This is a genomic window from Streptomyces sp. HUAS 31 (genome assembly GCF_028198125.1).
In the GTDB taxonomy this organism is placed as follows: Bacteria; Actinomycetota; Actinomycetes; order Streptomycetales; family Streptomycetaceae; genus Streptomyces; species Streptomyces chartreusis.
Window position 1 is genome coordinate 9,726,307 of sequence record NZ_CP116353.1, and the last position, 13,975, is coordinate 9,740,281.

At 67.9% G+C, this 13,975-nt stretch carries 11 protein-coding genes; 4 read left to right on the plus strand and 7 right to left on the minus strand.

Annotated features, from left to right (window positions below; translation table 11 throughout):
- Window positions 1-77 precede the first annotated feature (77 nt).
- From PGH47_RS42200 to PGH47_RS42225, 6 genes are all read right to left on the minus strand, one after another.
- Window positions 78-1,157, minus strand: coding sequence for an ABC transporter ATP-binding protein (locus PGH47_RS42200; protein WP_271667917.1), 1,080 nt, complete (start codon window positions 1,155-1,157; stop codon window positions 78-80).
- Window position 1,158: 1 nt separating this feature from the next.
- Window positions 1,159-2,247, minus strand: a complete 1,089-nt coding sequence (locus PGH47_RS42205; RefSeq protein WP_271667918.1) for an ABC transporter ATP-binding protein — start codon at window positions 2,245-2,247, stop codon at window positions 1,159-1,161.
- Complete coding sequence (locus PGH47_RS42210) at window positions 2,244-3,089, minus strand: carbohydrate ABC transporter permease (protein WP_271667919.1); 846 nt, start codon at window positions 3,087-3,089, stop codon at window positions 2,244-2,246. The genes PGH47_RS42205 and PGH47_RS42210 overlap by 4 nt, the downstream gene beginning before the upstream one ends.
- Window positions 3,086-3,964 (minus strand): carbohydrate ABC transporter permease, encoded by an 879-nt coding sequence (locus PGH47_RS42215; protein WP_271667920.1) that lies wholly within the window; start codon window positions 3,962-3,964, stop codon window positions 3,086-3,088. The genes PGH47_RS42210 and PGH47_RS42215 overlap by 4 nt, the downstream gene beginning before the upstream one ends.
- An 81-nt stretch (window positions 3,965-4,045) precedes the next feature.
- Window positions 4,046-5,647 carry an extracellular solute-binding protein gene (locus PGH47_RS42220; RefSeq protein WP_271667921.1) on the minus strand — a complete coding sequence of 534 codons (1,602 nt, stop codon included), beginning with the start codon at window positions 5,645-5,647 and terminating at the stop codon, window positions 4,046-4,048.
- Between the two features lie 18 nt (window positions 5,648-5,665).
- Window positions 5,666-6,682: an NAD(P)-dependent alcohol dehydrogenase gene (locus PGH47_RS42225; protein ID WP_271668294.1), complete on the minus strand. Its 1,017-nt coding sequence runs from the start codon at window positions 6,680-6,682 to the stop codon at window positions 5,666-5,668.
- 191 nt (window positions 6,683-6,873) lie between these two features.
- Between PGH47_RS42225 and PGH47_RS42230 the strand changes: the two genes are divergently transcribed.
- Window positions 6,874-8,658, plus strand: coding sequence for a sigma-54-dependent Fis family transcriptional regulator (locus PGH47_RS42230; RefSeq protein ID WP_271667922.1), 1,785 nt, complete (start codon window positions 6,874-6,876; stop codon window positions 8,656-8,658).
- 409 nt (window positions 8,659-9,067) lie between these two features.
- Window positions 9,068-9,901: a PIG-L family deacetylase gene (locus tag PGH47_RS42235; protein WP_271667923.1), complete on the plus strand. Its 834-nt coding sequence runs from the start codon at window positions 9,068-9,070 to the stop codon at window positions 9,899-9,901.
- A gap of 627 nt (window positions 9,902-10,528) precedes the next feature.
- Here the strand turns inward: PGH47_RS42235 and PGH47_RS42240 are convergent.
- Window positions 10,529-12,031 (minus strand): FG-GAP repeat protein, encoded by a 1,503-nt coding sequence (locus tag PGH47_RS42240; protein WP_271667924.1) that lies wholly within the window; start codon window positions 12,029-12,031, stop codon window positions 10,529-10,531.
- A 389-nt stretch (window positions 12,032-12,420) separates the two neighbouring features.
- Here PGH47_RS42240 and PGH47_RS42245 point away from each other — a divergent pair, with 389 nt between their 5' ends.
- Entirely contained in the window at window positions 12,421-13,359 is a 939-nt protein-coding gene (locus PGH47_RS42245) for a MerR family transcriptional regulator (protein ID WP_271667925.1), read from the plus strand.
- 53 nt (window positions 13,360-13,412) lie between these two features.
- On the plus strand, window positions 13,413-13,541 hold the full coding sequence (locus PGH47_RS43175) for a hypothetical protein (RefSeq protein ID WP_333938200.1): 129 nt from the start codon (window positions 13,413-13,415) through the stop codon (window positions 13,539-13,541).
- Window positions 13,542-13,975: the final 434 nt, after the last annotated feature.

Consider the following 13,975-nt stretch of genomic DNA (forward strand, 5'->3'; position numbering starts at 1 on the left):
CCGTGTTGCCAGGACGTACTGCGACATGATCGTACGAGTTCGGAGGGCGACATCGTGGATGGCCACCCGAGTGGTCGTTACGACCGGAGGACCAGCTGACCGTCGGCGTAGGGAAGGACCTTGGCGCGGGGCAGGTGTACGAGGACCTCCTCGCCCGGCGGAGTTCCTTCCTCGCGCGGTGTCTTGGCCCTGACGAGTTGCCCGCCGACCTCGACTTCCAGCACGCGTTGCGCGCCGTGGTCGCTGATACGGCGCAGCCGGCCGGGGAAGGTGTTGGCGCCGGGTTCCGTGACGACCTTGACGTATTCGGGCCGGACGCCGACTTGGACCTCGGTCGCCTTGCCGGGGACGTCCCAGGCTACGGACAGGGGTATGCCGCCCAGCGCGAAGGGGCCGTCGTTGCGGTTCACGGTCAGGAAGTTCATCGCCGGTGAGCCGATGAAGTAGCCGACGTATGTGGAAGAGGGCGCCTCGAACAGCTGCTCAGGGGTGCCTTGCTGGACGGCGCGGCCGTCCTTCATGACGAGCAGTTCCTGCGCGAAGCTCATCGCCTCGTACTGGTCGTGCGTCACATAGATCACCGTGGGCCGGAACTGCTCGGTGATCTCTCGGATCTTGCGCCGCAGCGAGTGCTTCAGCTGTGGGTCGATCACGGTGAGCGGCTCGTCCATCAGGACGGCCGCCACGTCGTCACGGACCAGGCCGCGGCCGAGTGAGATCAGCTGCTTGTCGTCGGCGGTGAGCCCGCGAGCGGGTTGCTTCAACCGGTCGTGCAGGTCCAGGGCCTCGGCGACCTGGCGGACCTTGGCGTCGGTCCTCGCCTTGTCCCAGCGCCGGCACTGCAGCGGGAAGGCGAGGTTGTCGTAGACCGTCATCGACTTGTAGATGACGGGGAACTGGAAGACCTGGGCGATGTTGCGCGCCTTGGTGGGCAGAGCGGTGACGTCGACACCGTCGAACAGCACCCGCCCCCGGGACGGTCTGACCAGGCCGGACAGGATGTTCAGCAGGGTTGTCTTGCCGCAGCCCGAGGGCCCGACCAGGGCATAGGTCTTGCCGGACTCGAAGGTCAGCTTCAGCGGCTTGAGAGCCCACCGATCCTCCTCTGCCCCCGGCGCGTACGCGTGCCCGACGTCGACGATGTCCAACTGCGCCATATCAACGGCCTTCCACTGAAGCGAGATCGTACGAGGGTGTTTGCACGAGCGCCCCCCGCTCGTCGAAGGCGAACAGCCGGTCGGGACGGAGCCGGAGCCTGACCAGGTCGCCGAGGGCGACGTCGTGGATGCCCTCGATCTGTACGACGAAGGGGGTCTCGCCGACGACCACGTGGACGAAGGTCTCGGATCCGGAGATCTCGACGAAGGTGACCTCGCCTTCGACACCGCTGGAAGCCAGGCTGACGTCAGTGGCGCGCAGGCCGAACTGGTAGGCGCCGTCGGGCAGGTCGGCCAGGTGCGCGGAGACGTGCGTGGCTTGGAAGCCGGCCACCGTGACCTGGCCGCCGTCGAGTCGGCCCGCGAAGACGTTCATGGGCGGGTCGTTGATGATGGACGCCACCGTGGTGGTCGCCGGGCGTTCGAACACCTCCTGCGGGGTGCCGGTCTGGAGGATTCGGCCCTCGTGCATGACAAGGACCACGTCCCCGAGCATCATCGCCTCGGCGGGTTCGGTGGTCGTGTAAATGACGATCGCGTCGCCCCGGTCCGAGAAGAGGGCCTTGAACTCGTCGCGCAGTTGTTCACGCAACTTGTAGTCCAGGTTCGCCAGCGGCTCGTCGAGCAGGAGGATGCCGGTGCCACGGGCCAGCGCGCGAGCCATCGCGACGCGCTGCTGCTGGCCGCCGGAGAGCTGGGAGGGCTTGCGCTTCTCGAAGTCCGCCAGCCCCACGCTCGTCAGGCTCTGCCGGACCCGTTGCTTGACCTCGTCCCGTGACAGCCCGGCCCGCTTCAGTGGGAAGGCCACGTTGTCGTACACGTTGAGGTGCGGGTAGTTGATGAACTGCTGGTAGACCATGGCGGTGTCGCGCCGCCAGACCGGCGTATTCAAGAAGTCGGCTCCCGCCCGGGTCAGCGCGCCGGAGTCCACCTTTTGCAGGCCGGCCAGGGCTCGCAGCAGCGTCGTCTTCCCTGCCATCGTCCGGCCGATGATGGTGTGGAGCCGTCCCGGCCGGAAGGTGGCGGTCACGTTCTTGAGATGGTCGACGCCGTCGACGGTCAGGCACAGATCGGTGGTGCTGAGGTTCATCGGACCGCTCCCGAGAGGTTCCCCTTGGACAGGAGGCGCTCGACCCAGAGGGCGAGCAGGATCAGCGGCGCCACGCCGAAGAGCGCGGCGGCGGACAGCGTCCACCACGGTGGAATGGAGGAGTTGAGAGCGACGACCGCCTGAGGCAGGGTCTGGACCTCGGTGAAGGTCAGCCGGAAGGCGAAGAAGAAGTCATTCCAGCCGAACACGGCGCAGAACATCGCCGCGACGGTCAGCCCAGGCAGGGAGTTCGGCAGGATGGCCCGTACGAAGGTCTGGAACGGGGGGCAGCCGTCCAGCATCGCCATCTCGTCGATCTCGCGGGGGATGCCGTTGAAGAAGTCCACCATCACCCAGACCGCGATGGGCAGAAGGAGCGCGACCGTCACGATGACCAGGCCCGGGATGGTGTCCAGGAGGCCGCCCCACTGCAGGAGGTAGAAGAAGGGGATCACCAGGACGACGGGCGGCATGATCCGTTGGGAGACGAAGAAGAAGACGATGTCGCTGTTCTTGATGAAGCCAAGCCTGAACCGGTACCGGGAGAGCGCGTAGGCGGCGAGTGATCCGAGGGCCAGGCTGATGGCGGACGCGGCGATGGTGACGATGGCACTGTTGATGAAGGGATCGATCACGTCGACGCCGCCGGCTCCGCCGAAGATGTTGCGCCAGCCGGTGAGGGTGGGCTCGTACTGGGCCCAGGGGACGTAGGTGGGACCGCCCTGGACGGCGTTTGCGTTCTTGAAGCTGGTCGTCATGGCCCAGAAGAACGGTCCCGCGACGAAGCAGGCCCACAGGGCGATCACGGTGTACTTGAACACGGGATAAAGGCGCGACTTCATGAGTCTCCCTTCAACTTGAGGGCCCTGGTGAGGAGGGCGGCGACGACCGTGAGCGTGACGATCATCAGGACGAGATAGGTCAGGGACATCGCCCCGCTGTAGCCGGTCTGCTGATCGCGGAGGCCCTGGATGTAGAGGTAGTAACCCGGGGTCTCGGTGGAGGACCCCGGTCCGCCGGACGTCAGGACATAGACGCTGTCGGAGAGCTTGGACGCCTCGATCAGCCGGATGATGACCGCCGCCACCGAGACCGGTGCCATCAGCGGGAAGGTCACCTTCCAGAAGGTGCGCCAGGTGCCGGCGCCGTCGATCGCGGCGGCCATGAACGGTTCCTTGGGAAGGCTGAGCAGGCCGGCCAGCAGCAACAGGAACATGAAGGGTGTCCACTGCCAGACCTCGACGGTCATCAGCGCGAACAGGGCCGGCCCCGACTCGGTGAGCCAGGGAACCTTCGGCAGGCCCAGCATCCCCAGGAGGTCGTTCACCGGCCCCAGCGACTCATGGAAGATCGTCTGCCAGATGGCGGCCATCACCACCGGCGTGGTCATCATGGGGACGAGGAAGAGCACCCGCCAGAATCTGCGGCCGCGTGCCTCGCGCCAGACCAGCAGGGCCACGCCGAAGCCGATGAGGTACTGGATCAGGACGGTGCCGCCCGCGAGCAGGATCAGCCGGGTGATGGAGGTCCAGAAGCGGCTGTCGTCCAGCATCGCGGTGTAGTTGGCGCCTCCGATGAAGTCCATCTGAGGGTTGCTGACGTTCCAGCCGGAGAAGCTGACGCGGATGGTGAACAGAAGGGGGAAGATGATGATCAGGAAGAGCGTGAGCAGTCCCGGCAGCAGGAACATGCTCTTGTGCCGGCGCAGGCCGTCCATGGGTCTCCTTGCGGAAGGAAGCGGGAGCCCCCGGATGGCCTGACGGTGCGGTCCGGCCATCCGGGGTGCCCTGCGGTCGGATCAGGACTCGTCCTCGAGCGCGACCACGTTGCGATAGGCGCTCTGGACCTTGTCCTTGCCGATCTGGTCGGTGATCTTGGCCCATTCCGCGGCCACGCCGTCCAGCGCCCGCTGCGGGGACTCCTGGCCGGCCAGCGCCGCGGCGACTCCGTTGGCCAGCGCGGACATGTACTGGTTGACGCCGGGGACGCGCAGGTCGAAGACCCGGTTGGGGTTCTCCTCCATGCCGGAGAGGGTGTCCACGTACGCCTTGGCCACGTCCTTGTCCCAGCCCTGCTTCTCCCAGAACTCGGGTGCGAAGTGGGAGATGCGGTAGGGGTTGACGCCGAAACGTCCGATGGTCAGGTCGAGAGCGGTGTTGGCTTCGTTGCTGAAGAAGCACAGGTAGTCGAAGGCCATCTCCTGGTGGCTGGAGGCCTTGGCCACCGCGGAGGTCCATCCCCAGGTGAAGTAGGCCGCCTGGTTCGCCTTCTTGTCCCACGCCTTCGTGGTGCGGTTGTAGACCTCGGTGGAGCCCGGTAGCGGCGCCGCCTGAACCGTGTTGCGGATTTTGCTGTCCGGCTGCTGGGCCTGGATGAAGGCGTCGTCCCAGGAGTAGGACATCAGGGTCTGGCCGCCGCCGAAGGAGAAGATCTCGTCTCCCAGGCCGAAGTTGGCGCCGCCGGGTGCCCAGGTGGACTTGGCCTTGACCATGTCTTGCAGGGCGCGGACGAAGCCGGGCGTGTTGATCAGTGGCTTCATGGTCTCTTCGTCGAAGAAGACACCACCCTTGACGTCCGGATTCTTCACGTAGGGTGCCGCCCGGCTGATGAACGCGGAGAACGTCAGGTCATCGCGCTTGGTGACCTCGGCGCTGCCGTAGTTCTTCTTGCCGTCGCCGTCGAAGTCCTTGCCACTGAAGGCCTCGGCTATGTCCTGGTATTCGGTCCATGTGGTGGGGACCTTCAGGTCCTTGCCCGTCGCCCTCTTGTACTGTGCCTGCCACTTGGGGTCCTTCAGCACATCGGCGCGGATCTTGAGGTAGTGCCGGTCGCCGTCCACCGGGTACTGCACGACCTTGCCGTCCCAGGTCGCCACGTCCATGTAGGCCGCGGTGACGTCCTGCATGCCGGTGGTGTTCAGGTACTTCTCCGGCACCGGTGCCAGGTACGGGGCCATGTCGCCGATCCACAGGGACGGGTAGAACATGACGTCGTATGCCGGCTGGCCCGCCTGGAGGGGCGTGAGGATCTTCTGGTGCAGCTCGCCGAAGGGGACGTTGACCACCTCGACCTTCCCGCCGGTGATCTCCTCGAACTGCTTGGCATGCAGTTGCGTCGGCTCACCGATGACCGGGACGGCATGGCTGATGATCTTCAGCGTCTGCCCCGAGTAGTCCTTGCGGCTGATCGACTCGTAGCTGCAGGAGCCGGGGACGTCCTTGACCTTCGTCGTCGGGTAGTTCTTGCCGTACTTCTGGTAGCTGATGTCCGAGCCGGACTTGAAGAGCGCGGTCTTCTCCTTGGGCTTTTGCTGTGCCTCGTCCTGGGCGGTACACGCGGTGGCGGTCAGGGCCGCTGCGGCCGCTACGGCGACCAGGCCCTTGTACGGTCTGCTGCGCATGGGGCTTCTCCTGCGGTGTCAGGGGATCAAGATCGCTCGGCCGCGGACGGCGCCGGCGTGCAGGTCGTCGAGGGCCTGCCGGAAGGAGGCGAGGGGGTAGCGCTGGGTGTGGAGGGTGACCTTGCCGTGGGCCGCCAGGACCATCAGCTCGGACAGGTCGTTGTAGGACCCCACGAGATTGCCGATGAAGTTGATCTCCGTGGAGATGACGTCGATCGTCGGCACGTGGAGGTGCCCGCCGTAGCCGATGACGTAGTAGTTGCCGTTGCGGCGCAGGCAGGCCACACCCGTCTCGACGGCGCCGCCCTCACCGACGAAGTCCAGAACGGCCTCCGCCCCGTGCCCCGCCGTGAGGTCCCGTACGCGCTCGGCCTCGCTGCCGTCCGCGAGGAGCGTGTGGTCGGCGCCGAGTTCCTTGGCCAGCGCGAGAGCCTCCCGGCTGCGGTCGATGACGATCATCTCGACCGGCGACAGGGCCCGCAGCACCTGGATTCCGATGTGCCCGAGTCCGCCGGCGCCGATGACGACGGCCTTGTCACCGGGCCACAGTGCCCGGGCAGCCTTGGCGGCGGCGTGGTAAGCGGTGAGCCCGGCGTCGGCCAGGGCCGCCACAGAGGCCGGCTCCAGGGACGGAGCGAGAGGCACGACCGAGCGGGCGCTGGTCCTGAGGTACTCGGCGTAGCCACCTGCAACGTCGATGCCGGGGAAGGCCGAGTTCATACAGTGCACGTCGTCTCCGGCCCGGCAGGCGCGGCACAGTCCGCAGGTCACCAGCGGGTGCAGGATGACCGGGTCACCCACGTCGACGTTGGTGACGGCCTCCCCGACCTCCGCGACCCAGCCGGCGTTCTCGTGACCGATCGTGTACGGAAGGGCGACCCCGCTCTTCTCCTTCCACTGTCCTTCGAGGATGTGCAGATCGGTCCGGCAGACCCCGGCGCCCCCGATCTTCACGATCACATCCAGCGGGCCGGTGATCTGCGGATCCGGCACATCCACGAGCACGGGCGGCTCGTCGTATTCGATGACCTGCACGGCTTTCAAGGCGGCTCCCTGCGAGTCGGCGTTTGGGGGGTGCGCCGATTACACAGGCCGTGGTTCGCAGGTCGATGTCTCAGAATCCGTCCGCGAATGTCTCAATGTGATACACGCCGTAGGCGCGATGCCCCCGGGCTGCTCCAATCACTGCACCGAGGAATGTGACGCGCGCCGCACGGGAGAGTTAAATGCCCCGACACCAACCCGGGAACTCACTGAAAGCAGCCAGAGAGCTCTACCTGGAGGCCACCAACGATCCGAGCGCCCGGCCACTGGTGGTCGCCTCGTGGCAACGCTCCATCGAGTACAAGGTGAAGTCCGGCAGCCTTGACGCTCCCTACCTGGACAACCCCAATCTGGACAGCCCGCTGGCCAGGGCGGCGCTGCCCATCCTGAACAGGCTGCACGAGCAGCTCGCCGACGACCCGGTCTCCACGATCATCACAGACCGCAACGGCGTGGTGCTGTCACGGAAGGTGTCCCACGAGGGTCTGACGACGCACCTCAATCGCGTGCGTCTGGCCCCGGGCCACGTCTTCGCCGAGCGCTACGTCGGCACGAACGGCATCGGGACCGCGCTCGCCAGCGGCCGCCCGGTGGTCATCGCCGGAAGGCAGCACTACGTCGAAGAGCTGCGGGAGTTCCACTGCGCGGCAGTGCCGATCCTGCATCCCACCCGGAGCACCTTGCTGGGAGCGTTCAACCTCACCACCATCCGTCAGGGCTCCGACGGCATGCTGATGGCCTTCGCCCGCTCGGTCGCGGCCCAGATCGAGGCCGAGATCGCGGCGATCACCTCACGGCGCGAGCGCGCGCTCTTCCACGACTACATGGAGGCGTGCTCCTCGGCGCGCCCGGGACCCGTGCTGGCACTCAACCGTGATGTCGTGATGATGAACGAGCAGCTCAGTGCCGCCGTGACCGGGCCCGATCAGTACGCGCTGCTCGACCACGCCCGTGAGATCGCCGAACACCCCCGGCTGGAAGGGACCCGCAGCATCGCCCTGCCCTCGGGACGGGTCGCCGAACTCAGGGTCAGTCGCTGCCGACGTGAGGACAGCGACGCGGGCGCCGTCTTCCGAGTCCGGCTGATCGGACGGGCCCAGCCCACACCCGCAGTTGCCGCCCCGCCCGCCCGCTCCAGCCTGGGACTGGTGGGCTCGTCCCCGCCCTGGCTGCGCGCGGTCGCCGACAGCGAAACAGCGTTCGTCGCCGGGACATGGCTGCATCTCACGGGCGAGGCCGGCGTCGGCAAGAGGACACTGGTCGAGGCCCTGCACCGGGTCCATGGCACCGGACGTCGGCTGGAGGTGCGGGAAGCACCGATCTCGGATGCAGCCGCCGTCGTCGAGCGCTGGCTGCACGACATCGGTGAGCTGCTCGGTGTGCCGTCCAACGTTCTCCTGCTGAGTGATGTGCACCTGCTGGGCGACGACCTGCGGCAGCGGCTGACGAACGTGCTGGCGCGGAGGGACGGCGGCGCGACCGCGCAGCTGGTCATGACCAGCCAGCCGTCGATGGTCAGCGCCGACGACGAGCTCGACCGGGTCTGCCGCGCCTCGGGGGAGGTACCGGCGCTGCGGCATCGCTACGGGGACACCGAACACTTGGCGCGGTTCTTCCTGCGCAAGTACCGGCCGAGCGGAGACAGCAGGTTCTCCACGGACGCACTGACCATGCTGCAGCGCTGCCCCTGGCCCGAGAACGTCCGGCAACTGGAGTCGGTGATCCGGGGGCTGGCACGGCGGGCCTCGGGCCCGGTGATCCACGCCGACGACCTGCCGCCGGAATGCCGCGTGTCGTCGAACAAGGTCCTGACCACCATCGAGGCGCTTGAACGCGACGCCATTCTGCGCGGGTTGATGGACCGCAACTCCAATGTCCAGCGGACCGCGCAGGACCTCGGGATCTCCCGCGCCACCATGTACCGGAAAATGCGCCGCTACGGGATCGTCCCGTCCAGCCTGACGTGACCGGCACCGACTCCGACCGCGTACGGCGCCCAGCCGCGCGGCCGGACCGCGCCGTTCCCGCACGCGTGCCGCGGGGTGCGGTGCCAGGTCCTGTGGCAGCGATGGCAGGGCGGATCACCCGTGAGACTGTGCGGCTGGGCACCACACGCCAGACGCAGTGCGCCAGGGCAATGCAGGTCGCGTCGCGCCCTTATCTCGTTCGCACTGAAACGCCGGCACCTGGAAGGCCAGGCGGCCCCACCGGGAACAGCCGGCCCTACCGGCACGGTTGCATCGACCGAGGGACCGGCGTCGCCCGGGCGGGGAACTCGGCGACCAGAGGTCGTCGCCCCACCAGGATCCGGACCCCAGGAGCGGCACGCCCGCCGCACAGTCGGACCAAGACGTATTTCTGCAGGAGGACTGTTTCATGACCGACCGGCCCTTGACGCTCATGGCAGTACACGCCCACCCCGACGACGAGGCCACCGGGACCGGAGGGGTCCTCGCGCGGTACGCGGCGGAAGGCATCCGTACGGTTCTCGTGACGTGTACCGACGGCGCTTGCGGTGACGGGCCGGGGGGCGTCAAGCCGGGCGCCACCGGGCACGATCCGGCGGCAGTCGCCCTGATACGCCGTCAGGAACTCGAGGCGAGCTGCGGCGTCCTGAAGGTCAGCGATCTGGAGATGTTGGACTACGCCGACTCCGGGATGATGGGCTGGCCGAGCAACGACGCCCCCGGATCCTTCTGGCGGACCCCCGTGGAGGAAGGCGCTGCCCGACTCGCGGAACTGATGCGGCACTACCGACCTGATGTGGTCGTCACCTACGACGAGAACGGCTTCTACGGGCACCCCGACCACATCCAGGCCCACCGCATCACAATGGCGGCGCTGGAGATGACCGCGCTGACCCCGAAGGTGTACTGGACCACGATGCCCCGCTCGGGAATGCAGCGCTTCGGTGAGATCATGCGCGAGTTCGGTGAGGACATGCCGGAGCCGGACCCTGCCGAGGCCGCCGCGCTGGCCGAGATCGGCCTCCCCGACGATGAGATCACCACGTGGGTGGACACCACCGCGTTCAGCGGTCAGAAGTTCGACGCGCTGGCCGCGCACGCCAGCCAGGGCGAGAACATCTTCTTCCTCAAGATGGGCCAGGAGAGGTTCAGCGAGTTGATGGGCATGGAGACCTTCGTACGCGTCCAGGACGCCACCGGCGCGGCCCTGCCCGAGAACGATCTCTTCGCCGGACTGCGCTGATCCACCCATTCGGAGCGGAGCTCCGAAGAAACACCATGCACGACGAGGCCTGGTCCGCGGCGGAGCGCTACGCCGTGGCCCGGGGCGCGGACGCGATCAACATGTCGTTCGGCAATGGCGGCGGCAGGACCCTGAGCGTGGGCCGGGTGACGATCGCGTACGCGCAAGCCCAAGACTCCGTGTGGTGGCGGCCGCGGGAAGCAGGGATCCATAGCCGTCGACGAGCCGGCGGCGCTGCCCGGCGTCGTCGCCGGCGGCAAGGACGATCACGGCAACTGCTGGGAGGGTTCCAACATCGTCACCGCCCCCTCAGCCTGCTGCTGGCCGTGCACGTGATCGCCGAGGACGACTGGGCCGCGCCGCCTCGTGGGGCGGCCATTGCAGGCAGTGCGATCACACCCGCCCGAGCATGGGACGCTCACGGGCGCCAGGAAACTCGTGGTCTCCCGGGTCAAGGATGGCGACTTGCATCAGCTGGTGGGGTCGGCCAACGGTCCCGCTTGAGCTCCTCCAGAGAGCGGTCACCGTCTCGAAGTCGAGTCACTGCACGAGCGTCCCACGTCGCAGATCTCAAACGCGGTCCTGGAACGTCCTGGCTGGGGCGCCCCCCGTCGCCAGGGGATCACGTTACTCGTCGATCGCCGCCCCGAACTGCGCATTGACGGCAGGTGCCCCGAGCCGGGATCCGCCGTAGTTCCACGTGCCCCGGGCGACCAGTCCCGACCGCGACGCGGGGATGACCCATACGAAGCCGTCGTTGGTGTTCTCGCCCGGTGCCGCCGCGAGCAGGCCGAAGCGGCCGTCTTTGTTTGCGTCGATCAGCCGGACCTGGCCGCCCCAGCGGTCCGAGGTCTCCGCCGTGCCGGGGATGTCGGCGAGCTGCTGGTCGAAACTCTTCGCGCCGACGTTGGTGAGGCCGGTCCGATCGCCGCGCAGCACCCATACCGCGCCTGCGTTGGAGACATTGCCGATGTCTTCGCCGGGTGCGCCGATGGCGAGGTCCGGGTGGCCGTCGCCGTCGGTGTCGCCGGCTGACAGCTCCGCGCCCCACTGGTCGCCAGCCTCCGCGACCCCCGGGATTCCGCTGGAGTCCTGGGTCCAGTACTGCACCGGCTCCGGTTCCAGGCCGGACAGGTCGCCGCGGCCCGCGTAGAGGCTGATCCCGCCGCCCCGCGGTGAGCCCGCGCCGGTGTCGCCGATGACGAGGTCGTCCTGACCAGTGCCGTCCCAGTCACCGGAGACGATCGCCGGGCCGCCGGGGAAGGTACCGCCGTCGCCGAGCTCACTGATGTCTGAGGCACCGTGCAGCACGTGCACCGTGCCGATGCCGGGCTGGTCGCCGGTGGTGACGCCAGAGACGGCCAGATCGGCGAAGGAGTCCTCGTTGTAGTTGCCGTGGCTGAGACTGCGGAACTCGAAGCCGCCGTCCGCCGGCGCGAAGTCCCGCGCCCGCAGGCTGCCCTGCGACATCTTGACCTGCTGTCCCGCCCCGCCGGGCTGGGCGGTGAAGAACAGCAGGGCGTCGTCCTCCAGTACGGCGATGGAATCACGCGGGTCGGCGTTCGGGTCCGCCGGGTCCGGAGCGGAGTAGCGGGCCGCTTCGATCGCCCGGCCGAAGTTCGCACCGGCCCGCGGCGCGTCGGTGTTCTCCAGCCAGGTGCTGTCGGACCCGTGCAGCCCGGTCGGCGACCCCCAGAAGATCGTGGCGCCGCCCGCGTCGGACAGCCCCGCCAGGTCCTCGCCGGGGATGCCGACGATGGCGTCGTCGTATCCGTCGTTGTCCAGGTCACCGGAAGCCACGGCACGCCCGAAGCCGTCGCCGGCCTCGGCACCGCCCGGGACACCCGAGGTGTTCTGGTGCAGCACGTTCTTCCTCGTGGTGCTGAGACCGCTGGACGAGCTGTACTGCACGGTGACGTAGCCGGCACCCGTGGCGCCGCTCACGGTGGCTCCCGGTGCGCCGGTCAGCACGTCGTCGAAACCGTTGCCGTCGTAGTCGCAGTTGCGCTGCTGCCAGCCGATCGACGGGAAGGGCACCGCGGCCTGTGCGGCGGGAGCCGCGAACACGGCGCCGCCACCGAACGTGAGGAGTGCTGCGGCCGCGAGGACCGCGCTTCTGATGTGACGCACAGGAGGAACTCCTTGATCCCTAGATGTCCTACGGCGTGCTGCTCGGCCGCAGTGGGGTGCGTGGGGGGTGGTCGGCAGAGGCGCGAGATCAATTCATCGGCGTGACGCCGAAACACAGACCGGTCCGATTGCCCTGAGTGCCGTGCGGGGCGGCACTCAATCGAGAAGACACCTGGGGTTCATAAAGAGTTGTACGCCAAGTCGGACGTTTGTCGCGGAGGCGGGAGGAGCCGCACCCAGGCCTGGGGTGGCCCGGAGCCGGCAACGACGGAACCCGGCCACGCTACCCACGGATTCCCTCGAAGCATGGTCAAAGCTTGTGGAGCGATCGACCGTCGGCAGGTTGATGGGCTTGAGTCTCCCGTAGGGGGAGACGTCAAGGTGGGGGCATGGACGGCGACACGCTCTACTCGATCGGCGAACTGGCTCGGCGGACCGGCCTGACGGTCAAGACCATTCGGTTCTACTCCGATCGCGGGATCGTGGCGCCGACGGACCGCAGCCCTGCTGGCTACCGCCTCTACGACATCCACGCTGTCGCGCGCCTGGACCTTGTGCGGACCCTGCGGGACCTGGGGGTGGACCTGCCCACGATCCGCAGGGTCGTGAACCGGGAACTCTCGCTTCCCGAGGTCGCCGCAACTCACGCCGAAGCCCTGGCCGTCCAGATCCGCGTTCTGCGTCAGCGGCATGTCGTGCTGACAGCGGTGGCTGAGCGGGGGCTCACTGCTGAAGAGACGGATCTCATGCACAAGCTGGCCCAGCTCTCCGAGGACGAACGCGTACGTCTGATCGGCGACTTCCTCGATGCTGCCTTCGGCAGTCTCGACACACACCCGGCTTGGGCGGGGGTCAGGCGCTCGATGACCCCCGAGATACCCGACAGCCCCGAGGCGGAGCAGATCCGGGCATGGGCGGAGTGGGCCGAACTGGCCGCAGACCCGGATTTCCGCGCCGGCGTGCGGCGGATGGCCGAGGACCATGCGGCCGAGCAGGCACAAGGCGACACCACGGGCCCGCGCCGCAACCTCGGTGCAGTCGTCCGTGACCGGGTCGGCCCCGCCCTGGCGGCGGGCATCGCCCCGGCTTCGCCCCAAGCCGATTCGATCGTTGTGGCGCTTGCGGCTCACTGTGCACACGCGCTCGGCCGCCCTGACGACGCCGAGCTGCGCCGCCTGCTGCTGGCCCGGCTGGAGAGTGTGAGCGACCCACGCTGGGACCGGTACCTACAGCTGCTCGCAGTGATCAACGGCTGGCCCGCTCCGGAGACCCTGGTGCCGGCGTTCAACTGGTCCATCGAGGCCGTGCGCGTCCGGATGGAACGGTAGTGGGCCGGGGATCGTGGGCGTGGGCTCGAAACACTGCCGCATACGATCCGCAGGTGAACGACATCGTCATCCTGTATGCGGGCGCGATGTCATCCGCTCCCGCCCTCGTTCTTCGTCCCTGGTGCATGGAAGACGTTGCTGCCCTCGTCGACGTGTGCCGGGATCCCGCACTGTGCGACTGAACCAGCTCGGTCGTAGGGAACGAGGGCGATGCGATGCGGTGTGGTGGGTGCGGGGCCAGGAGCGAGGCTGGGCAGCGGGGGACTGAAGCGCAACCCGATTCACCCACCGGCAGTTGGTGGGCCATGCGGTCCTCAAGAAAGGCGGCCTCCGGCAAACCGTCGGCCGAGGTGGGCTACTGGACCGTTGCGTATGCGCGCGGGCGCGGTGTGCCGCCGCGCGCTTTGGAGGCTCTCGCCGGCTGGGCCTTCGACGTCCTGGGGTCGACGTGCCGGAGCACCTGGAACTCCTGCACCAGGTGGACAGCCCGCCTTCGTGCCCGTGTGGCGCGCAAGAGCCGGCATGGCCTCGGTACAGTCCTGTCTGCGGTGCTGCCCTCTTTCTCTGAGAGGGGCATCTGCACGTACGGCGCAGGGACGCCTGAGTCCACTCCGTA

Excerpts from the sequence above, each read along its gene's own strand:
- PGH47_RS42200 (WP_271667917.1), bottom strand. The coding sequence starts at position 1,157 with ATGGCGCAGTTGGACATCGTCGACGTCGGGCACGCGTACGCGCCGGGG.
- PGH47_RS42210 (WP_271667919.1), bottom strand. The coding sequence starts at position 3,089 with ATGAAGTCGCGCCTTTATCCCGTGTTCAAGTACACCGTGATCGCCCTG.
- PGH47_RS42205 (WP_271667918.1), bottom strand. The coding sequence starts at position 2,247 with ATGAACCTCAGCACCACCGATCTGTGCCTGACCGTCGACGGCGTCGAC.
- PGH47_RS42215 (WP_271667920.1), bottom strand. The coding sequence starts at position 3,964 with ATGGACGGCCTGCGCCGGCACAAGAGCATGTTCCTGCTGCCGGGACTG.
- PGH47_RS42230 (WP_271667922.1), top strand. The coding sequence starts at position 6,874 with ATGCCCCGACACCAACCCGGGAACTCACTGAAAGCAGCCAGAGAGCTC.
- PGH47_RS42220 (WP_271667921.1), bottom strand. The coding sequence starts at position 5,647 with ATGCGCAGCAGACCGTACAAGGGCCTGGTCGCCGTAGCGGCCGCAGCG.
- PGH47_RS42235 (WP_271667923.1), top strand. The coding sequence starts at position 9,068 with ATGACCGACCGGCCCTTGACGCTCATGGCAGTACACGCCCACCCCGAC.
- PGH47_RS42245 (WP_271667925.1), top strand. The coding sequence starts at position 12,421 with ATGGACGGCGACACGCTCTACTCGATCGGCGAACTGGCTCGGCGGACC.